This is a genomic window from Bacillus sp. FSL K6-3431, from assembly GCF_038002605.1.
Lineage (GTDB): Bacteria > Bacillota > Bacilli > Bacillales > Bacillaceae_C > Lederbergia.
Window position 1 is genome coordinate 2,669,894 of record NZ_JBBOCT010000001.1, and the last position, 21,280, is coordinate 2,691,173.

Annotated in this window: 17 protein-coding genes; all 17 read right to left on the reverse strand. The window is 37.3% G+C overall.

Annotation, left to right across the window (positions count from 1 at the left end; all coding sequences use genetic code 11):
* Window positions 1–437: 437 nt before the first annotated feature.
* Entirely contained in the window at window positions 438–953 is a 516-nt protein-coding gene (locus MHB53_RS13260) for an ureidoglycolate lyase (RefSeq protein WP_340919061.1), read from the reverse strand.
* Window positions 954–961: 8 nt separating this feature from the next.
* Window positions 962–1,990 (reverse strand): autoinducer 2 ABC transporter substrate-binding protein, encoded by a 1,029-nt coding sequence (locus MHB53_RS13265; protein ID WP_340919063.1) that lies wholly within the window; start codon window positions 1,988–1,990, stop codon window positions 962–964.
* Between the two features lie 18 nt (window positions 1,991–2,008).
* Window positions 2,009–2,965: an ABC transporter permease gene (locus MHB53_RS13270; RefSeq protein WP_340919065.1), complete on the reverse strand. Its 957-nt coding sequence runs from the start codon at window positions 2,963–2,965 to the stop codon at window positions 2,009–2,011.
* A complete protein-coding gene (locus MHB53_RS13275) occupies window positions 2,962–3,924 on the reverse strand; it encodes an ABC transporter permease (protein WP_340919067.1) in 963 nt (320 codons plus the stop codon). The genes MHB53_RS13270 and MHB53_RS13275 overlap by 4 nt, the downstream gene beginning before the upstream one ends.
* Window positions 3,925–3,927: 3 nt before the next feature.
* The gene (locus MHB53_RS13280) at window positions 3,928–5,433 is read right to left on the reverse strand and encodes a sugar ABC transporter ATP-binding protein (protein WP_340919069.1); all 1,506 of its coding nucleotides are present in this window, start codon (window positions 5,431–5,433) and stop codon (window positions 3,928–3,930) included.
* A gap of 4 nt (window positions 5,434–5,437) precedes the next feature.
* Window positions 5,438–6,364: a ribokinase gene (gene rbsK, locus MHB53_RS13285; protein ID WP_340919071.1), complete on the reverse strand. Its 927-nt coding sequence runs from the start codon at window positions 6,362–6,364 to the stop codon at window positions 5,438–5,440.
* A gap of 78 nt (window positions 6,365–6,442) precedes the next feature.
* Entirely contained in the window at window positions 6,443–7,258 is an 816-nt protein-coding gene (locus tag MHB53_RS13290) for a BtpA/SgcQ family protein (RefSeq protein ID WP_340919072.1), read from the reverse strand.
* A 2-nt stretch (window positions 7,259–7,260) separates the two neighbouring features.
* On the reverse strand, window positions 7,261–8,238 hold the full coding sequence (locus tag MHB53_RS13295) for a hypothetical protein (RefSeq protein ID WP_340919074.1): 978 nt from the start codon (window positions 8,236–8,238) through the stop codon (window positions 7,261–7,263).
* 37 nt (window positions 8,239–8,275) lie between these two features.
* Complete coding sequence (locus tag MHB53_RS13300; RefSeq protein WP_340919076.1) at window positions 8,276–9,046, reverse strand: GntR family transcriptional regulator; 771 nt, start codon at window positions 9,044–9,046, stop codon at window positions 8,276–8,278.
* A gap of 653 nt (window positions 9,047–9,699) precedes the next feature.
* On the reverse strand, window positions 9,700–11,130 hold the full coding sequence (gene dcuC / locus MHB53_RS13305) for a C4-dicarboxylate transporter DcuC (protein WP_340919078.1): 1,431 nt from the start codon (window positions 11,128–11,130) through the stop codon (window positions 9,700–9,702).
* Window positions 11,131–11,235: 105 nt separating this feature from the next.
* On the reverse strand, window positions 11,236–12,156 hold the full coding sequence (rihC, locus tag MHB53_RS13310) for a ribonucleoside hydrolase RihC (RefSeq protein ID WP_340919079.1): 921 nt from the start codon (window positions 12,154–12,156) through the stop codon (window positions 11,236–11,238).
* Between the two features lie 130 nt (window positions 12,157–12,286).
* Window positions 12,287–13,165 carry a ribokinase gene (gene rbsK / locus MHB53_RS13315; protein WP_340919081.1) on the reverse strand — a complete coding sequence of 293 codons (879 nt, stop codon included), beginning with the start codon at window positions 13,163–13,165 and terminating at the stop codon, window positions 12,287–12,289.
* 15 nt (window positions 13,166–13,180) lie between these two features.
* Entirely contained in the window at window positions 13,181–14,155 is a 975-nt protein-coding gene (locus MHB53_RS13320) for a LacI family DNA-binding transcriptional regulator (protein WP_340919083.1), read from the reverse strand.
* A gap of 297 nt (window positions 14,156–14,452) precedes the next feature.
* Window positions 14,453–15,040, reverse strand: coding sequence for a CalY family protein (locus tag MHB53_RS13325; RefSeq protein WP_340919086.1), 588 nt, complete (start codon window positions 15,038–15,040; stop codon window positions 14,453–14,455).
* Window positions 15,041–15,077: 37 nt separating this feature from the next.
* Window positions 15,078–15,647 (reverse strand): signal peptidase I SipW, encoded by a 570-nt coding sequence (gene sipW, locus MHB53_RS13330; protein WP_340919088.1) that lies wholly within the window; start codon window positions 15,645–15,647, stop codon window positions 15,078–15,080.
* Between the two features lie 7 nt (window positions 15,648–15,654).
* Window positions 15,655–16,200 carry a hypothetical protein gene (locus MHB53_RS13335; RefSeq protein ID WP_340919090.1) on the reverse strand — a complete coding sequence of 182 codons (546 nt, stop codon included), beginning with the start codon at window positions 16,198–16,200 and terminating at the stop codon, window positions 15,655–15,657.
* A 251-nt stretch (window positions 16,201–16,451) separates the two neighbouring features.
* A complete protein-coding gene (locus MHB53_RS13340) occupies window positions 16,452–21,272 on the reverse strand; it encodes a rhamnogalacturonan lyase family protein (RefSeq protein ID WP_340919092.1) in 4,821 nt (1,606 codons plus the stop codon).
* Window positions 21,273–21,280: the final 8 nt, after the last annotated feature.

The following is a 21,280-nucleotide window of genomic DNA, read 5'->3' on the forward strand; positions in this document are numbered from 1 at the left end:
ATAGTATTTTTAGGTAGTACTTATGATATATATTAATATGTTTAACCTCTCAGAAAAAGATTTATAGGAAAAAAGATACTGGATTGTCCAGCAGGAGGATGCTCCTTTCCAGCTTTAGTGTGAAGTAAAGATTGCCAAAATAGAAGCGGGGCACCACCGTTCAAGTTATCCAGACTTTTGTAAACTTGCATTTAACATTCAGGTATTGCCTCATGAATCAGATGATAATGGTTAAGGAACAGGTACGAGAAAAGTAATGTTCCAGAGGGATATGTTAATAAATAAAACGAAGGTAATAGTCTGTAATAACTTTTCTAATCTTTTATTTACATTTAAAACTACATCTATTAATTGAGAGGATTATTCAACCAGTGGTATTATTACCACTGGTTGAATGAAAATGGCTTTACTTCTAACGAAATATCAATAATTAATTCTCAAAATTCAAATGCTACTTTTGCATTATTTTCAAATTCAACCCAAGGATTCATGATTTCATCTCCAAATTTATCCGGCTTTCTTTCAATAGCAAAGAAATAAAGTGTATCTTCAGTTGCCGGATAAGCTGGACTATGCCACACCCCTTTTTTTATAATAATTCCTTGGCCTTGTTTTAAATGAAGGCATTTTACAAGGCTAGGATCGGGCTTTTCATCTGGGTTTTCTAGATCTTTGGATAATGCTAATGGTTGAATAATATCCCCTTGGAGGGCAATTAATAGTTCTTCTCTGCTATCATGTCTTTCCATGGATTCAATAATAAATGGTCGTCGTTTAGTATTAACCAACCCCATCCCAACTTCAGTGTCCACTTCCATCATCTGTATATAATTCCAACACTCCCATCCATCGCCAACTTTCGTGGGTGAACTTGCGGGTACTTCTACAATTTTTCCAAACGGTTCAAAGTTTGCAACAGTTAAAGCCTCAATTTTTATTGTCACTTTTCTCATCCTTTATATTAGAAGTCAAAATCTTCTACATTGTCTTTCGTAATTATTTCAGTCCCAATTAGTATAAATTTATCCTGAACCTTCACTTTTCCAACAGTCGGAATATCCATCCCATCCTTGATTTCCTCTCCATTAGAGAGCGCATTAAGAACATATACAGTTGCATATCCTAGTTTAGTAGGATCCCATGTTACAAGTTGTTCGATAGTCCCACTTTTTACGTATTTCTCAACCAGACTAGGCACAGCAAAACCAGTAATTGTTATTTGTCCTTTTTTAATCTTACCTTCTTCTACCGCTCTTTCCACCGCTTGAGCCGCAGCTGGGGCTTCTGCTCCGGCAAAACCAACAATTCCATTTAAATCTGGATACGTACTAATTAAATTTTGAGCATTTTCAAATGCCTTTTGTTGGTCATCATTACTGGAGACAGTTGCTACAACTTCAATATCAGGGTATTCTGCTTTTAGTAACTCCTTAGCTGCTTCCACTTTATCAGTTTGGTTCTGTGCAGCCAAACTAGCTACCATAAAAGCAAGCTTACCTTTTCCACCAATTTTTTCTGCTGTCATTTTTATAAATTGCTCACCTAACTCCCCATCAGTTGCAGGCCCAATATAATAGTCCCGACTAGTTGTCGGAGCGTCACTATCCCAAGTGACCACATTTACATTTTTACTTTTGGCAGTATCAAAAATAGAAGCCACCGCTGTTGGATCATTAGGTGCTATTCCAATACCTTTCACTTGTCTTGTCAACATATCTTGGATCATATTAATTTGTTGTGATGAATCTGTAGTAGATGGCGCGTTAAAAATTACATCTACTTCTAAATCCTTGCCAGCTTGCTTTGCCCCTTTCTCAGCAGCGGAATAATAAGCTGGTCCTATTGATTTAGGATTTATGAAGAAACTTTTATCAGAACTTGAAGAATTACTCTCTTTTTTAGTATCACCTTCCGTTTGTCCTTGCGTTGAACATCCAGCTATTAAAATAACAATTAAAACGACTGATAGAATTTTGCTTATATACTTCACTTAAATCATCCTCTCTTTTTACTTATTTTGTCTACCTACAGCTATTAAAATTAATACACCCAAAATCATTGTTTGGAACAATACAGATACACCCATAAGGTTTAAACCATTTCTCAGTGTTCCAATTAGCAAGATACCTAAGAAGGTACCTAATAAACTACCTCTCCCACCAAATATATGGGTCCCTCCAATTAAGACAGCGGTAATTACATCGAGTTCAATTCCATCTCCAGCATCAGCCTGTGCACTTGCATATCTTGATACATAGAAAACTCCGGATATAGCTGCAAAGACACCACTCATTAAAAAGGTCATAAATCTTAATCTTACAACGTTAATACCCGAATATCGAACTGTCTCTTCATTATTACCGAGCGCATAAACATATCTCCCAACTCTTGTTTTTTTTATGATTAAATAAGCGATTGTAAATAGTAATACCATGACAATTACGTTAAAAGGGAGTCCAAATACCGTACCTTGTCCTAGAAAATAAAACGATTCTGGATATCCACTAATTGGTTTTCCCTCCGTGATGATATAAACTAACCCACGTAAGGTAACAAGCGTTCCAATAGTTACAACAATCGCCTGCATTTTAAATTTCGCTATCAAAAGTCCATTTAAAGATCCAGCCAATGCTCCTGCCAGAATTGCCAATATTACACAAATCCAAATATTCAGTCCGCTTTGAAAAGAAAAACCTAGGGTGACAGCCGAAATCCCTAATATAGACCCTACTGATAAATCCATTGCACCTGAAATAATAATAAACGTCATCGGTATTGCTATAAATCCAATTGTTGTTACCTGTATTAATATATTGGAGATATTAGATTTAGAGAGAAAAAAGGCTGATTGTGAACTAAAAAATATGAAAAAACCAAGTAATAAAATTGTTAAAATCACATTATTATTTATTCTAAACGGGAGGACAAACGTTCTTTTTTGTTTTATTTGCTCTATTAAATTCATATTAATTCTCCCCCCTTACTTGAGACACTTCTGCTTCTCTGAATGGTATTCATAATTATTGCAAGTATAAGAATAAAACCAGTCGCAGCATCAATCCAATATACCGAGGCTTGACTTAAGACAAGACCATTTTTAATAATCCCCATTAATAAAACACCAATTATCGTTCCTGGAAGTGTACCTACACCTCCAAAGATACTAGCGCCACCGATTAATACTGCTGCAATCACAGTAAATTCGATGCCCTTTCCTGCGGTAGAGGCTTGTACATTTCCAATATTCGAAGCGAATATAACTGCGGCTACCGATGTAAGCATTCCACTAAAAATATAGACGTATAACTTTGTTGTTTTTATTTTCATTCCAGCTAATTTAGCCGCTTCTGGATTCCCACCAATTGCGTAAATTCTTCGTCCAAATGATGTCTGGCTAAGAATATACCAAAAAATGATTGCCGCTATAATTAGTAGTACAACTGAAACTGGGACCCCTAGAATAGAACCTTGTCCAAAGTAGTTAAATGCTTCTGGAAAGTTTGTTACCCATTGACCATTACTAATGGCAACTGCTAAACCTCGAAAGATAAACATTGTTGCTAGAGTTGTAATAATGTCTGGTATATTAAATCTAGTAATGAAGAAACCGTTAATCGCCCCGCATATTGCACCAACAATAATGCCTATTAAAGCAGCTAAGACTGGATTTACACCTGCGTTAACTAACATTCCTACAATTGTAGCGACAACCGCTAATACAGAACCAACAGAGAGATCAATTCCACCAAATAAAATGACCATTAACATACCGATTGCTATTAATCCGATCGTAGTAATTTGCGTTAAAATTAATGATATATTTTCAAAGGTAGAAAAGTTAGACGATAGAGTTGAAAAAATCACAAAAATCGATACGGAGAAAATAAGAATCGGAATTTCTTTAGCTTTTATAATGTTATTCATTGTTTATACCTCCGAAACCATATCTGAATCTGATGCCACTTTTAAGAGATTATGTTGATTAGCTTCTCTTCTTCCATATTCCTTTGTTATCTTCCCATTATTCATTACTAAAATCCGATCACTTAAACCTATTAATTCAGGCATTTCTGTAGAGATTAATATAAAACTTAGTCCTTCGGAAGCTAAACGATTAATTAATTTGTAGATTTCCGCTTTTGCACCTACATCAACACCTCTAGTAGGTTCTTCCATTATTAATATCTCTGGTTTTGTAGCTAACCATTTGGCTAATGTTATTTTTTGTTGATTTCCGCCACTCAAAAAATTGACTGTCTGGTTCTGATTTGGTGTCTTGATCCGAAGTTGTTCAATATAAGTTTGTGTAAGCTCCTTCTCTTTTTGATTGTTAATCATAAAGGCTTGGGATAACTCTTTCAAAACTGTTAAACTTATATTGTCTTTTACACTAAGCTCTTTGACTAAACCTTGTCGATGTCGATCAGGCGGTAAATACGCTATACCATGATTCATTGCATCTTTCGGAGTCTTTATAACTACATCCTTTGAATGCACTTTTACAACTCCAATGCCTTTCCTTAATCCAAATAATCTTTCGGCCAAGGTGTGGGTACCTGAACCCACTAAACCATAGAAACCCAATATTTCTCCTTTATGCAAATCAAAAGATACCCTGTCTTTATTAGTAATATAAAAGTCTCTAGTTGACAGCACAATATCTTTAGCAATTTCATGATTAGTATTCGGATAAAGATTTCCAACTTCTTGACCAACCATTGAATTGATTAGTTCTTCTTCAGTAGTTTCATTAATTAATTTAGTTGAGACTCTTTTTCCATCTCTTAAAACGGTCACTTTATCAGCAATCTCAAAGATCTCTTTCATTCGATGAGATACATAAACAATCGCTACACCATTTCTCTTCAACTGATTTACAACATTAAACATATTTTGCACTTCATCTTCTGGAAGCGCAGCAGAGGGTTCATCCATAATTAATATCTTTGCATTAAGTGAAAGTGCCTTTGCAATTTCAATTACTTGCTGACTATGAACGCCTAAGTATTGAACTTCTTTCTTCACATCGATATTTGCACCAATAGATTTTATTAACTCATCTGCTTTTCTATAGATTGACTTCCAAGCTATTTTACCGAGTTTTCCCTTTGAGTCTTTTCGGTCTATAAAAATATTTTCTGCAGCGGAAAGATTTGGGAAGAGATTGAATTCTTGATGTATAATAGAAATTCCCAATGCTTGTGCATCAACCGGATTTTTCAAAGTGATTTTTTTTCCCTCTAAATACATGTTTCCAGATGTCTCAGAATACACTCCAGAAAGTATTTTCATTAAAGTTGATTTTCCAGCCCCATTTTCACCCATTAGAGCATGGACTTCTCCAGGATATATCTCAAAATCTACTCCATTTAATGCTTTAACTCCTGGAAACTCTTTAGTGATAGCCTCCATTTTAAGAATAGGCTTAGACATTCAATCACCTTCCTTGCATAAAGTTTTCATATTCTTGAATCGTTGGCAAAGAAGACTGTGCTCCTTTTTTAGTAACTGACAACGCTGCGATTTTTACAGCATGTTCGACAGCGTCATATAAATTACCATTCCTGACCCAAAAGGCTGAAACCGCTGCAACAAAACAGTCGCCTGCAGCAGTAGAATCCACAACATCCACACGTGGCGGCTGAAAATGCTGAGCAGTAGATGACGTGCTTAATAGAGCCCCACTTGCGCCTAATGTAATTACAACGCTTTCAATTCCTCTATTGTTCAATATTTTGGCTGCTTCTATTGTAGATTCAATTGTATTTATATCCATACCTGTTAATTCAAATGCTTCCGTTTCGTTAACAATAAGTAAGTTAACCATTGATAAAACTTGTGGATCAATTGGAACAATAGGTGCTAAATTTAAAATGATATATTTATCATGTTGTTTAGCCTTCCTTATAATATGTTCTGCTACAACTTGCTCCATCTCTAGTTGCAAAATAACTGCCTTAGAATGAATAAGACTCTCTTCTGCTTCGTCAATATCAGAAATAGTTAAACTTTCATTTGCCCCTTTGTTCGTAATGATCATATTATCTCCATTTTGATCAACACCAATCATGGCAATACCTGTACTACTTCCAACATCCTTTTTTATCGTTTCCGTTACAACACCTTCTTGATTAATATTGTTAATTAACTCTTCTCCCAAATAATCATCGCCTACTTTTCCTACCATCCCTACCTTAATACCTAGGCGTGAAGCTGCAACAGCTTGATTCGCAGCTTTTCCACCAGGAACCATCATAAAATCCTTTGCACTTAACGTCTCGCCAATTTTAGGCAGCTTATTTAAAAAAGCTACAAAATCCATATTTAAACTTCCATAGACCAATATTTCTACATGATTTTTCAAGAGTAACCCCAACCTTTTTGTAATATTTACAAACACTCCTACTCTTCCTCATATTCTAATAATTAAAGCTATAAAAAATTAAGAATTAATAGGTTGCTTCTTCATTTTTCTCGCTCTTTTCACTTCATGCATAAATATCTCTGCTCTCTCTGGATTTATCGGATTTTTCATATCACCGTTTTTAATCCACGTAGCAACACAAACACCGTCATAATCTTGTAGTAGCTCACAAACATTTTCGCCCGTAGCTCCTCCACCTAAGAAAATAGGCGTACTATTTACTTTGGAACGTGCTTTTTTTACTAATTCTCTACTTTCCTCGGCATTTTTTCCAGCTATAAATAGACCATCGGCAAAGGCTTCATGAACTGATTCCCATGCTGCATCCTCTATTGGTTTTCTTCCTAACGGCACTCCATGTACTTCATATACATCGGCATAGATTGGAACACTACTTTTGATCCTCTTCCTCAATTCAGCGATTTCCACACATTGTGCTTGTAACAGGCCTGCACTTGTTACCTCAACTCCTGTAAATAAATGTTCAACCCTTACGAAATCAGCACCGATTGCATCAGCAACTGATAGTCCAGCTACTCCATCCCAATTCATCAAAACACCTAAAATTAAATCAGGAAATCGCTTTCTTATTTCATAACCGATTTTTGTCATATAGGCGATAGCCTCTGGTGAAGAATATTGTTTTATCGGCATATCATTCATATTTTGAAGTATCACACCATCAAAACCATTAACAGCCACCATTTCTGTTTCTTTTAATGATTGATACAAAATATCATCAATTTTTTTATCTGTATGTCTATAACTGCCTGGCAAGGGATCAGGTTGTATCATCGATATTGCTAAACAGTTTGGATGTAAAAGATCAGCCATATTTACCTTTCTCCTTTTAATTCGTTATAGTATTCAAGGCTAACATTAAAGATTTGATGGCTTGGAATGATTCCACGCTCTGTAATATAAGCAGTAATATATTTAGCATCTACACCTAATAACTCTGGGCATATAAAATCTGTTTTTTCCTGTTCGTCCATATGCCAATGGGCAGCTAATTTATGAGTTAAATCATTCTCTACTAACACTTTTTGATAACCATATATGGAGCGTATATCCACCTTTATTAAAGGGGTAAGAACATAAAGTGGAACATTAAATTCCTTACAAACTAATCCAACAATATCTGAACCAGTAGTATTAAACATTGTCCCATCTGGGAAAAATGTTTCAGCCCCCATGAAAGCGGCCTCACATTCTTTCAGAAAATACATGATTGCTGCATCTGGTATAAACTTAACTTGATGGCCTATTTGCAGGCAGGTCCTTACAAATGCATGACCTCCGTCAATTGATCTACTCTCAGGAATATAAACAGTTAACCCGTTTTGCCCTTCCAAGTTTTCCAAAAAACGATCCACGGTGCTGGAATAATCAAATACCATTATTCTTTTCATGTTTTTTGCTACTTCAACACTATATTCAACAACTTGATCAAGGGCTTGTGATGCCCCTTTCAAATAATTGTCCTTTCCACGTAGAATGAATTCCACTGCATCCTTTGTTTCTAGGTTTCTTGCATACTCTAGATCCTTTATCATGATGTTGATTGCGTTACTTATCGCTTGACTCGCTTGACCCCTAGTCTCTTTAAAAAAATGTGACACGGTTAAGATATCATCGACAATTGCATTTACTGGGATATTGTTTTCCCCCCCATCTAAGACGATGGATTCTATCATTTCACCAATCATATTAATATGCTTACTTGCGCCTAATACTCTGTGATAAACAATATTGTCGAACATTTCTTGATATTCCGCTGATAAAACCTGCCTCGCACAATTTAATTCAATCATTGATTAATCCTCTCTAATGGGTATTTTTCGTTTATTCTTAATCACTCTTTATACTCATGGATACTTTGTAACGATAAGCATCAGCATTATAATAAATCTCTACATACTCTATTGGCTCATCATCATGATTAAATGTAATTCTCTCTTTATAAAAAACAGCTTGGTCATCCGATAGTTTAAGTAGCTTCTTCAATTTCTCATTAGGTATCCTTGCTTCTAAAATTTCATCCGCTGACTTCAGCCTTATTCCTTTATCAGTCAATAATTTGTAAAGCGATGTTTCACTATTAATTTCTTCCGGCGAAATTAAAACAGGACTGTTTTTCTTTATATAAGCTTTATGAAGACCAACAATTTTATTCTCCATCATCCTTAAGCGTTCAAGATAATACACTGTTTCTCCTAAACCAATTTTTAGAAAATCAGCAACCTTCACATCGGCCTCTACTTCCTTAAAGTCTAAAATCTGCGAATTTGAAATACCTCCTGCTTGCTGCACATCAGAACTAAAGCTCGTTAATTCTTGTAGATTATAATTGTGTTTAGTTGGCATAACAATGGTGCCTTTTCCTTGGTATTTTTTTACAAATCCATCTCTTTCCAAGTCCTCCATTGCTTTCCTGACAGTGATTCTACTTACACCAAATATTGTTTGGAGCTCTTTCTCAGAAGGTATTTTCTCACCCTCTTTAATTTGATTACTTTCTATTGCCTCTTTTAATTTCAAATAAATTTGATAATGAAATGGAAGCATTGAATCTTTATCAATTGTAAAATCTATATTGATTTTAATCGCCCTCCCCATCATAACGTTATAACGTTATCTCGTTAGCATGTTTCCATCATATATTCATTTTTTTTATCCGTCAAGTAATAATTTTCATTTTTCGACTTACTTCTTACTATTCGAAAATAAAAAAAGCCGCTAACAATTGTTAGCAAGCCAAGAAATACTTTATTCACGTTTTATACTCTAATAATTTCATTTGAAAGGGATTGTAGAGGACGGGCTCCATCTTTCGTAACTTGGAAGCCATCTTCAAGTCTTAGTCCCCCCCCAAGAAGTTAACGCCACCCTTCATATCCACTGCTCCGCGACAATCTTACCTCCAAAAGGATCTTGGGTCCAAAAGGATCTTGGGTCCAATTAGTTCCGGCCATAACAGTATCTCATTCCCCTTCCCCTTTAGCGTCGCAGCCATCCTTTGAAAGACTTAATTAAGTCTGTTAACTATAAACTGGGATCTTGGATTAAAATCTATTTTTCCTTATATCCTCTAAGCCAAATATGAGCATTTATTCAAGTTCTTCGTCACCCGATAATTGTTGCGATATTCGTATTTTTACTAAAAATACGATATCAATCACTATTTGCAAGTTTTATCTAGAATCAAATAAGGTTAAACTCATAGCTCCTTCATGATGTTAAAAATTTGCAAATATTCACCATCATATTATTAATTATAGAAATATTATCATAGATAATATAAACATAAAGACCACGCCAGAAACCATCGGTACGGTTGTTCTTTTAACAATTTCTATTGGGTCTACTTTTACTGTTCCTGCTACAATTAATACAACTGCTGCTACAGGAGAAACCGCTCTAAATAGGTTGCCAGCTAGTCCCATTGGAACAGAGATAGCTATTGGGCTAATCCCCGCTGCTTCAGCTAATGGAACAATTAATGGAATCATAGCGAAAAACAAGGCGATACCACTACCACTTAACAAAACAATGAGAGCTGTAAAAGCTACTAGTATCAACGGTAATGCAAAGTCAAATCCTTGACCTTGGATGTGTTGCATAGACTGTTGTAGCTCGTCAATTAGCCCTATTGATTTCAAACCAGTGACAAATACTGATGCTGCCACTAACAGTGCTACAATCGACATTGCTCCGCCCATTCCTTTAAAGAATGTTTCGGTATTTTCCAAGACTTTCTTATCACCTTTAAATCTAATGAGTTCACAAATAATGGCAAGTATGAGGGAGACTATAGTAGCAACCTCAACACTAATATCAATTGTTATACCAGTAGATAATTGAACTCCATACGCCGCCAATAATAGAATAATTGGAAATACAGGAAGGATCGCATACACTGTTTTATATAGCTTACCTCCACCAATTTCAGCATACTCTTTTACTTCAAGTTTATCTTCATTTGCAGATGTAGCTCCAAGTTGAGCTTTTTTATCCATTCTTCTTTGCCAAAAGAAATGAACGATAGCGATAAAGATTAATGTAGGTATGGACACTAATGCATGATAGTTAAATACGTAATCAGCTACATTTATATTGGCAAAAGCAGTGTGTTTTGCCAATTCTTCAGCAATAGCAACATTGTCGCTTCCCAATGGTGTCGGAACGATCGTAGCCGATGTGGCGATTACTGCTCCGGCAGTTAATGCTGACATCCCAGCTCTTCTTAACACAGGGTAAAGAGTAGCAAGTAGGATAATCGCTAAATTGGAGGCACTAGGTACAACAAGAGAAAGTAAATTCCCTATTAAGAATACGACTGGGACCAAAACATAAACTGATTTAAACTTCGATATTGGTTTAGTTAATACATCGACTGTAACATCATTTGCTCCTATAGCGGACATATATGCTGTATATCCACCCAACATCAGGATGACTAATCCAGCCGCGCTAAAAGTATCTTTAAATTGTTGGACAATTACTAGGAGTGGATCTAGCAATAAAGATCCTGTTGAAACAAAATCTTTAATAGCAACTTCTTTTCCCATCGCAAGACTGATCCAAACGAGTACGATACCCATCAAGAAGAGGGAAATTTTAATATCCATTTTTTTAATTAGCATATATACTACGATTGCTATAGATAGAATAGCTGAGACATACATTATAATATCAAGAGTCATAATTATCTTCTCCCCTTATGTTGAATAACTTCGATGAATTGTGTGAGTGTTGTGTGAGTGCCAGGCACTCACACAAATCGGACCAATACCTTAAGATTCATCATATCAATTACATCTTGATAAACTTTCCATGAACCAATCTTTAAATATTACCGGATCAATATCTATACAAACCTTTGCATTATTAGGCTGTTTTAAATATCCTTTGATATCTACTACTGTACAGCCTGACGTCATAGTTCCATTGACTTCTACATCTACAAAAGTGTCGATTACTTCAAACATCTCGGGTTTTAGTAAATAAGCAACAGCACAGCTATCGTACATTTTCAACCCTGTTTTTAAGCTGCCACCTCGATATTTTTTGAATAAATGATAGATCATGTTTCCTGTTTCATTTAACTCTTTTAATCTTTCACTATCTTCTGGATAAACTAACGCTTTTAATCCAACATCTAGCCCAACCATCACCTTTGGAATATTACTTTGGAATACAATTTTAGCTGCTTCTGGGTCCGCAAATATGTTATATTCCGCCATTACGCCTGCATTGCCTCTTCCGGTAGATCCTCCCATTAATACAATTTCAGCAATGTGATCAGTCACCTCTGGGTACATCTTTAGTAATAAAGCGATATTTGTTAACGGGCCAATGGGAACAAGCGTTATTGGTTGTTCACTTGACATGATCACTCTATACATGGCATTGACAGCATTCTCTTTCAGCACCAACTCATGTGTTGGCTCTTCAAAATCAAACCCATCCATTCCACTCTCTCCGTGTACATTACTGGCATCAATTGGCGCCTTCATAAGTGGACGATCAGCACCAATAGCTACAGGTATATCCTTCTTAAAAAACTTGAGTAATCGCAATGCGTTATATGTCACCTTATCAAGGCCAACATTTCCAGCAACCGTTGTTATTAATTTAACATCTAATTCCTCACTGAAAAGAGCGATTGCAATAGCTACAGCATCATCAATTCCTGGGTCCGTATCAATAATAATTGGTCGTTTTGTCATGTTATTTCCCCTCCATATTTTAGTAAGCGATAACAATAATTGGTATTGCTTTTCTATTCATAGGACAGATAATGAGTTACGTTATTATCGGCCTCATTATCTGTACAGATTTTCTACTTTTAGAAATTACTTATTTGCGAAGAAATGCTTTAACTTCTTCACTTGTTGGCATTCCTGTCTGCGCACCAAGCTTCGTTGTTGCTAATGCACCTACTGCATTTCCGTAAGCACAAGCCTCTTCTAAAGGAAGACTTTTACCTAAAGCAAATGCAAAACCTCCGTTAAAAGCATCTCCGGCACCAGTAGTATCAACAACACTTACTTCATATGCAGAGATATTTTTATCCTCCCCATGATCACGGAAGGAAACACCTTCGCTTCCTTTTGTTAAGATTATCTTCTCTAACAAGTCTGTACGGTTTTCTTTTATATTTAAATGTATATACTCATGTTCATTGGGTGTTAAATAATCAACTTGTTCAAGTAATTCATCTGGAAGATCACAAATAGGAGCTGGATTTAATATCACAGTTACTCCATTTTCTTTTGCAATTTCAATTGCTTTTCGTACTGCCTCTAGCGGAATTTCTAACTGTAGGATTAGAATATCGCTATTTGCAATTACATCCCGCTTCGATTCCACGTAGGTGGATGTTACATAATTATTGGCACCAGGTACAACAATAATATTATTATCATTATTTGAAACAATAATTGTAGCTGTTGCAGTTGAATAGGTAACCGGTTCCACATTGCTTACATCAACACCTTCAGTATGAAGATGCTGCAGTAAATCCTTACCAAAAGTATCATTGCCGACACAGCCAATCATACGAACTTGCGCTCCCAGACGTGCAGCTGCTACAGCCTGATTGGCACCTTTTCCCCCAGGATTCATTTGAAACTGTTGCCCTATGATTGTTTCACCCATCTTCGGGAGCTGGTTCGTAATCGTTACCATGTCCATATTGATGCTTCCCACGACAGTTATTTTAGGGGTATGACTCATACTTACTTCCCCTCCTTATGTTGAATGTCTCTCTATTAATTTAATGTCAAGCTGATAGAAGTTCTTTTCCAATTGATCTCCTTCAATTAACCTAACTAGCATTGTGGCTGCTTTTTCCCCTAAATCATACATCGGTTGTGCGATTGTTGTTAGTTCTGGGGTTGTTGCTTTAGACAATGTGATACCATCAAAGCCAATGATAGATATGTCTTCAGGTACTTTTAGTCCAAGCTGATGAGCTGCTTTAATCGTACCAATTGCCATCGTATCATTCGCAGCAAAAATCCCATCAATCTCAGGATGTAATTGTAAAAGCTGTAATGTTACCTCAGTTGATGTTTCCATATGATAGTTTCCGTTTACAATATAACTTTCTTTAAACCACGGTTCCTTAGATACTACATCTTTATACCCTTCGCATCGTTCTGCAGCGTTTACCACATGATTAGGACCTCTAATATGGGCGATTTTCTGGCGACCTATTTTTTTCAGAAAGCTGGTAGCCATTCGTGCTCCCTTTTTATTATCCACTACAATAGTTGGTATATCCTTACTAATCTCCCTATCGATGCTGACTACAGGTATATTCAATTCATGTATCGTTTTTGCCTTTAAGGTATTTGAAGAGACAATGATTCCATCTACATATTTTTGTAGCAAAACATCCAAATAACGTTGTTCTTTTTCCTCATCTTCATCGGAATTACATAAAATCACATTATATCCAAGTCCAGCAGCTGTATCTTCAACCGCCCGAGCTAATTCAGGAAAATACGGATTCATGATATCCGGTACGATTAAACCAATTGTTTTCGATTGTTTTTTAAAAAGGCTTCTAGCAACTTCATTTGGTTTATATTTCAATTCTTCAATGGACTCTTCTACTTTCTTCCTTGTATCTACACTCACATATCCTTTGTCATTTAACACTCGGGACACCGTTGCAACTGATACGCCTGCATGTTTTGCTACGTCTTTAATCGAAACCACTTTTCTCACTCCATCGCAAATAGGTAACCGGTTACACATAGTGTATCGTTTTTTATTTTAATAGTCAAGATAAAATATTTAGTCTCATTGAAATAGATATTTTCAGTAGCATTAATTGTGTTTTGGTGCCAGGCACCCAAACAACTCCGGGCAAAATCTAAATCTAATCAAGAAAAATTCATGAAAAGATTCCAAAAAACTTACTCAGCAAATCAGTTTAACTCCCAAAACCCAAAAGGTTTTGGGAGTTAAACTGATTTGTTTGGGTGCCAGGCACCCAAACAACTAACAACTAATCTATCTTTGCTTTCCTTCTGTTTGTTGGGCGTTAAATGTCCAGGTAAGATCCATTGAATCTCCTTGAAATTGATTTTGGTCTTCACCGTTATCGATAAAATTGAATTTTACGACGAGATCGTTCATTTTACCTGTTGGCAAACCTTTTTCATCGAAGATTGGTTCGAAAACCTTTTCATTTACAACTTCTGGATTCATATCTTTTAGTTTAGCTAAAGTTGTTTTGTAAATGACTTCGTCGAGCTTGTCCATATTGTAAAGAAATTCTACTTCAATATGCTCACCAAAGTCTTCTGCGTTATCTCCCTTTGCATCTGTCACTGTATAAGCAGTTGTTAATAATACTTTTCCAATATCCAATGAACCATTATTCTGAAGTTCAAAATCACGTATAAAGGAGTCACCTGGTTTCATGTTGCTGACATCAATAATCTGAGTAGGGTTCACAGCGAGATCCAACGTCCCTGCTGCAAATGTATTATTCGTTTCCGCACTATCACTAAAATACGCGTAGGTTCCGCCCCCAATTAATGTAATGCCGATGACAGCTGATAGTAATCCCATACTTAATTGCTTTTTGATATTCATCCGTTTTCTCCCCCATTTTTTATATTGTAAAAATCTATCAATCTATTGTTCCTTTAGGATTGGACCTTTTAGGTACTTCAATTAGACGCAGCGTACGCCAAATGGTAAATATAGCATGTCCAAGAAACAACAGACCAGGTATGAACAACAACAGGATGGCTCCTTGCTTCGTATTCGCATAATGGAAGGCATAGCCCAAATACGGGACCGTCCACCCCGAATATTTCCCAACAATATTTTGGGCTAAGACCGGTTCTACATCAGGTCCATTATTATTATCGCCTTGGGTAATAAAGCGCTGACCATCATTTTCTACCCCGATGATTCGATGTGTGACAAGAATTGCGTCCTTGGTCTGAAATGTAATGACATCACCGCTTTTAAACCTATCATTTTCATCTGCTAACTGGACCAAAATAACCGAACCAACTTGCATTTCTGGCTCCATGGAACCAGATAATACTGTTTTTAATTGGTAACCAAATAGGCTTGCTTCTCCTCCTGCTGCTCGAGATGAAATGACGATAAATACAACACAGACTAACAGGACGATGAACAGGGTTGAGATGCAATTGCTAATCCATTTTAGAATGATTTTCCCTTTCATATTCGCCTCACTCCGGTGGATCTGATTTTTGTACATCTGATTCTATTATTGCCTTGTCGGAATCCAGTTTAGCGTCATCTTGTCCTTCGCTTTTCAAAGCTTGTTCGGCTTCTGGTTTGATATCCTTCTTTTCCTGACTACCTGTGATATCAGTAGATAAATTAGGCGGCTCCTTTGAGTTAACTTGATCTTGTTCTTTTCCTTCGGGGCTTTCCTCTTCTTCTATTGTACTTTGTTTTTCCTCTTGATGAACTTGCAAATCACTCTTAAGATCCTGTTCCCCTTTTTCGGGAACTTCTCCAAAGTTCTTCTCTTCTTGTTCATGGTTTTCATCTTTTACAACCTCGTCATCAACCGCCTCTGCTGCTTTTAATTGATTTTCACTTTGAAAAGGTAATTCCTTCTCTCCCTGTTGATGTTCAAAATCATCATGTACAGATAGTGTCCCCATAATCGTTGTAACATCCTGGAAAGAGGCACTAGTTGGTGTTGTTAGCTGCGAGCCGATTAAAAATAACAAGTATAATAGAATTAGCAGCTGCATTGGTTTCATTATTCCACCTTTATGGGCACTGCACTGCTTTTTTTTAGTTCTGCGGTATCGCTTCATTTCCATCTCCCTTCCAAGAGGCTTATAATCCGATCATCTACCATTTCAATAAAATCTAATTGAATATCTAGCAGATAGTAGGATGAACAGAATAGAATGTGTAAATAAGGAACCTCATTATGCTCATGTAACTGATTCCTATCATTCGGAATTCCCCATGCTAGCTCATGGGGAATTCCCTTTAGATACTCCTATTATTTAGCTTCCCATTTTTGAATAAGCGAATTGGTATCTGTCTTGAGAATTTCGTATAGTTCTTGAGAAATCAAATTGTTTTCCAACTGATGATCAAGTAATTTCTTAAAGTTTTCCATATGTTTGATTATTTTCTCAGCCGCTCCCTTTTGCTCAAATTGGCCCACTGCTGTCAAATGAGTATGGAGAGCACGATAATCTTTTTCAGCTACATCTCCTTGATGCGCTTCAAGGATGGAAAGCATATAAGATGTATTGAATGCTTCTAGTGTTACCAGCCCATCCACCGCTGATTGTAAAGCTGCAATCGCAGCGTTCAATTCATCTACCGTTTTCACCTCTCCAAGAGCCTTTTCTGCTATCAATATCGCATTTTGCAAGGCCGTAAACGTGAATTCCGTATACTTCCCTTCATTCTTAATTGATTTTGCTTCTTCCAATAAGGATTCTAGTTCTGAAACATCTAGTTCCGGATCTGGATCCTCCTTATCTACTTTTATAACCTCAATATTCGGAATTGAAGGTTCTTCCATTCCCGCTCCAATAAAGAAGCTCGGATGTGGCGGCTGGTTATAGGCGACATTTTGCCAAGCAATCGCCACACGATATTGTGGATCATGCATTAAGGTGAAAATTTTATGGTCTGTTACATCTGTTGTTGTAAATACACGAAGTGCACTACTATCCTCTGTTCTCCAGATCACTTCTTCACGCCAATCACCAAATAAATCGGCTTGTAACGCTGGTGTTCCCTTCGTGTGATTGTTCGATAATGTTCCTTCAGCCGTTAATAAATTGACAAGTTTTTTATTTTCATAATCCCATTTATCAATTTTACCCACTCCTGCACCAAGTTCCTCATCGAAATCATGATCAAGGAGTTCACGCAACAAGTCACCATCCCACCAAATAGCAAAGTTAGATGTAGGGATATTATCTGATATCTGTTTCCCATCTGCTGCATGCAAGCCACCAGCTTGACTATTCCATGCTCCATTAATAGCCCAAGCTTCAGCACCTTCATGAGTAGGATCAATATCAGCAACTAATCCACGCCCTGTGTCTTGTCCTGTGTGTTCCCCCCATAATACCTTGCCAGTTCCTGCATCTCGCATCACATAGCCATATTCCGCACTTTTATTTTCTTGCACCGAGTATACTTCCAGTCCTTCGCGGTCCGGGATAAAGTCACCCACATGCAGTGCATCTCCATGTCCTAAACCTGTACTGTATAATCCTGTACCATCATCGTCAATCACCATTTGCCCGAAAACAACTTCATCCTTTTGGTCGCCATCCACATCTGCCACACTTAATGAATGGTAGCCTTGTCCAGCATATTGACTATTGCCTTTATCGTTGGAATCAAATTTCCACCGCTTTTCCAATTTCCCATCAATAAAATCATAAGCGACTAATACGGAACGAGTATAGTAGCCTCTCGTCATGACAATACTTGGTGTTTCCCCATCTAGATATGCTACACCTGCTAAGAAACGGTCTACGCGATTTCCGTAACCATCTCCCCAATCATCGACCTTTCCTCGTGGTGGATCATAGTCAACCGTATCGATTGCAGCTCCCGTCTTCCCATCGAAAATCGTTAAATATTCATCTCCTTGGAGAACATAACCACTGCTATTGCGATGATCGGCGTCTGCTCGTCCAATCACTTTCCCTTGTCCATCCTTTGTGCCATCAGCAGTTTTCATGACAATCTCTGAATGACCATTACCATCAAAATCATATGTCAAAAATTGAGTATAATGAGCACCGGCACGAATATTCACACCGAGATCAATTCTCCAAAGAAGTGTTCCATCCATTTTATAACCATCTACATAGACATTGCCTGTATAACCAGATTGTGAATTATCTTTTGCATTAGATGGATCCCACTTGACAACCAAATCATAATTTCCGTCACCGTCTAAATCACCCACACTTACATCATTCGCACGGTAAGTGTACGGATCACCAAGTGGGGTCACACCATCAGCTGGCTTTTGCAACGGAATGTCGAAAAAGTTATTTTCCATTATCGTTATTTTGTCCTTTTGTTTTTGCTCTTTTCCATCTATGATCTTTCTAATTTCATAGACGGAATCTTTTTTTCCATCCTTGTCCAAATAATTTGTGCTTGCTGTAATTTCCTTTTCGGAAATCCTTTTACCATCTCGATAAACATGGAATGCTATATTCTTAGGATCCGTTCCTAGCATTCTCCAACTTAAGTAAACTCCCTCATTTGTTTTCACCGCTACTGGCGCGCGATCAAGATCTTCCATTTGTTTCTTTAAAATAGTTGGCACAGATGTTTTCAAAGCTTTAGACTGTTTTGATACTCCCCCGGCATTCACTGCAGCTACTTTATAATAATAAGGAGTGGTTGTTAAAACAGATGTATCTGTGTATTCTTTCTTATCTGTCTGACCAATTAATTGAAATTCCCCATCTGGTTTTGTTGCACGGTATACATTGTAAGAAAGAGCGTCTTCAACAGCATCCCACGATATCGTTACGTCATTTTTATTAATGGAAAGCTCTTTAAGATTTTGTGGAACATCAGGAATTGCTTGTGATGAATCGACCATTTCTACCTGCAAAGGTAAAGAAGGAACCGTTTCCTTTCCGTTATGCCCCACCATTGTAACGGTGTATTCATACACATCTCCAACTCCAACCTTTGTATCTGTAAAAGTTGGGTCACTCGTTTCAGCAATTTGTTCCGCTTCATTCGATCCAATTACTTTACGATACACACGATAATGCTTAGCATCATCTGCTGCATCCCATGATATTTTTACAGAGGGGGATTGTGGATCAAAGTTTTTCTCGTCCAATTTCAATCCACCTGGCGCCTGAAAAATAGGTGTAATTTCTAGACCATTTGCGATTCCCGTGGACCCTCCAAAATGAATATTCATTTGTCCATCTGTAATCGAAATGTCTGAAATCACTCGTTCGATTGAGCCATTTTTCGGGGCATTAACTGCTCCATAATCTTGCCCTTCAATCGCTACATTCGTACGTGCACTACCAAGAAAATCTGCAACATGAATTTTTGCCGCATAAAGGCCGTTCGGCAAATCAACTTGAAAGTCCCAGCCAATATCAAAATACCCAAGCCAATCACGAAGCAAATCTCCGCCATCACCGCGATCACGTGCAATCATTCCCTTATTATCGACAATGCCGTATCCTAATTCCTTTGTATAAAGGGTCGATAAATTTACTTCCTTATATCCTTTCGCAACTGGAGATCGACCTCCATTTTGCGTTTGTCCAAAATCAAATTTCCAAACAGCCGTTTTTGTAAAAATTTGTACGGCTTCAGACTGTTCAGACTCGCCTTTTCCATTCAGTGCAGTAATCACAATATCGTATGTCTTCCCTTCCTCCATACCAGTCAAGCTTAACTGTGGCACTGTCGAGGTATTTACTAACTGATATTCCTTTTCTTCCGTAAGCTTACGATAAATACGGTAAATATCCGCACCCTCTGAAGGCTCCCATGATAATAATGCGCCTGCATTACTTATATTCGATACAACGATATTTTTCGGAGTAGCTGGAACTTCACCTGCTTGTCCACCATCCACAACATAATTCGCCAATGGCGTATTAAGCTTTGCGATGGCTGAAGCGAGAATGCCAGCGACTTGAATAGCTCCATATTCTTGGAAATGAGTATTATCTTCTACACCATTTGGAAAAGCCTCATAAATTCCTGGGTCAGCATGTAAAAAGACAGAGCGTGTTCCCTCAGGACCAATTTGGTCAAAATACCCGCGACTTAATGTGTTGAAATCAACTAATAACACATCCAAATCTTCGGCAACCTCTTCCGCTGCTTGTTTGTATTCTGGAAAACTTACATTGAATTTACCAGTATCTTTATTAAAATCCCTTCGATTTACGGGTGTAATCAAAACTGGTATCGCGCCGCGTTGACGTGTCCCATTTACATAGGTTTTTAAATACTCTTTATAATCCTCCACTGGGGTATAACGATCCGGCACACTGACGGTTGCATCGTTATGACCAAATTGAATAAGCAAATAATCTTTTGGTTTTATTTCTCGTAATACCGCATCTAAACGTCCTTCATTATAGAAGGTTTTCGTACTTCTACCACCAATGGCATGATTGTTTACTTTGACCTTTTCATCGAAAAACTTCGGAAGCATCTGCCCCCACCCTGCTTCTGGCTTCCAATATGGATCGAATGTTTGAGCAGTTGAATCACTGACGATGTAAACCGCCGGATCATCTGAGGCAGCTCGTTCAGGCAATGCTTTAATTTCTAAAGCATTGATTTTCGGATGATCGCCAGTCAATTGTATTGCTATTTGATCATTAATTACGGCAATGTCAAATTCGCGTTCAACAAATTCTCCCTTTGACACAGACGTATTTTGGATCTTTTGGATGGAATTCGCCTTCACACCAAACTCGGTTGTTTCAGCAGAATCCCCGGCAATAACCTTAACCGCATAATCACCATTTGGGAGATCTACTTGAAAAGTAGTTTCCGTAAAAACGATAAAATCCCCATTTAATTTATCTTGCCCCTCCCGTGCAACTGCTGTTACCTTTGAAGGATCTTCAAATCCATATCCTTGTTTTTCCTTATACTCGGTATTAGGATGTACCTGCGTATAATCTTCCTTAACCGGGCTATCCTCTGTCCCAAAGTCAAATCGCCACATTTCAGAAGCGGCCTCTGCTTTCCCCATGAAAGGAAAACTTGAAATCATCAATAATAAAACGAGAAAAGATGAAAAATACTTTTTCCCCCATAATTCTCTTTTCGACATCCGACCCA

Bases quoted from the DNA above. Each gene is read 5' to 3' on its own strand.
- MHB53_RS13270 (WP_340919065.1), bottom strand. From the start codon at position 2,965: ATGAATTTAATAGAGCAAATAAAACAAAAAAGAACGTTTGTCCTCCCG.
- MHB53_RS13295 (WP_340919074.1), bottom strand. From the start codon at position 8,238: ATGATTGAATTAAATTGTGCGAGGCAGGTTTTATCAGCGGAATATCAA.
- MHB53_RS13275 (WP_340919067.1), bottom strand. From the start codon at position 3,924: ATGAATAACATTATAAAAGCTAAAGAAATTCCGATTCTTATTTTCTCC.
- MHB53_RS13300 (WP_340919076.1), bottom strand. From the start codon at position 9,046: ATGATGGGGAGGGCGATTAAAATCAATATAGATTTTACAATTGATAAA.
- MHB53_RS13335 (WP_340919090.1), bottom strand. From the start codon at position 16,200: ATGAAACCAATGCAGCTGCTAATTCTATTATACTTGTTATTTTTAATC.
- rbsK (WP_340919081.1), bottom strand. From the start codon at position 13,165: ATGAGTCATACCCCTAAAATAACTGTCGTGGGAAGCATCAATATGGAC.
- MHB53_RS13325 (WP_340919086.1), bottom strand. From the start codon at position 15,040: ATGAATATCAAAAAGCAATTAAGTATGGGATTACTATCAGCTGTCATC.
- rihC (WP_340919079.1), bottom strand. From the start codon at position 12,156: ATGACAAAACGACCAATTATTATTGATACGGACCCAGGAATTGATGAT.
- MHB53_RS13290 (WP_340919072.1), bottom strand. From the start codon at position 7,258: ATGGCTGATCTTTTACATCCAAACTGTTTAGCAATATCGATGATACAA.
- MHB53_RS13280 (WP_340919069.1), bottom strand. From the start codon at position 5,433: ATGTCTAAGCCTATTCTTAAAATGGAGGCTATCACTAAAGAGTTTCCA.
- MHB53_RS13260 (WP_340919061.1), bottom strand. From the start codon at position 953: ATGAGAAAAGTGACAATAAAAATTGAGGCTTTAACTGTTGCAAACTTT.
- sipW (WP_340919088.1), bottom strand. From the start codon at position 15,647: ATGAAAGGGAAAATCATTCTAAAATGGATTAGCAATTGCATCTCAACC.
- MHB53_RS13340 (WP_340919092.1), bottom strand. From the start codon at position 21,272: ATGTCGAAAAGAGAATTATGGGGGAAAAAGTATTTTTCATCTTTTCTC.
- dcuC (WP_340919078.1), bottom strand. From the start codon at position 11,130: ATGACTCTTGATATTATAATGTATGTCTCAGCTATTCTATCTATAGCA.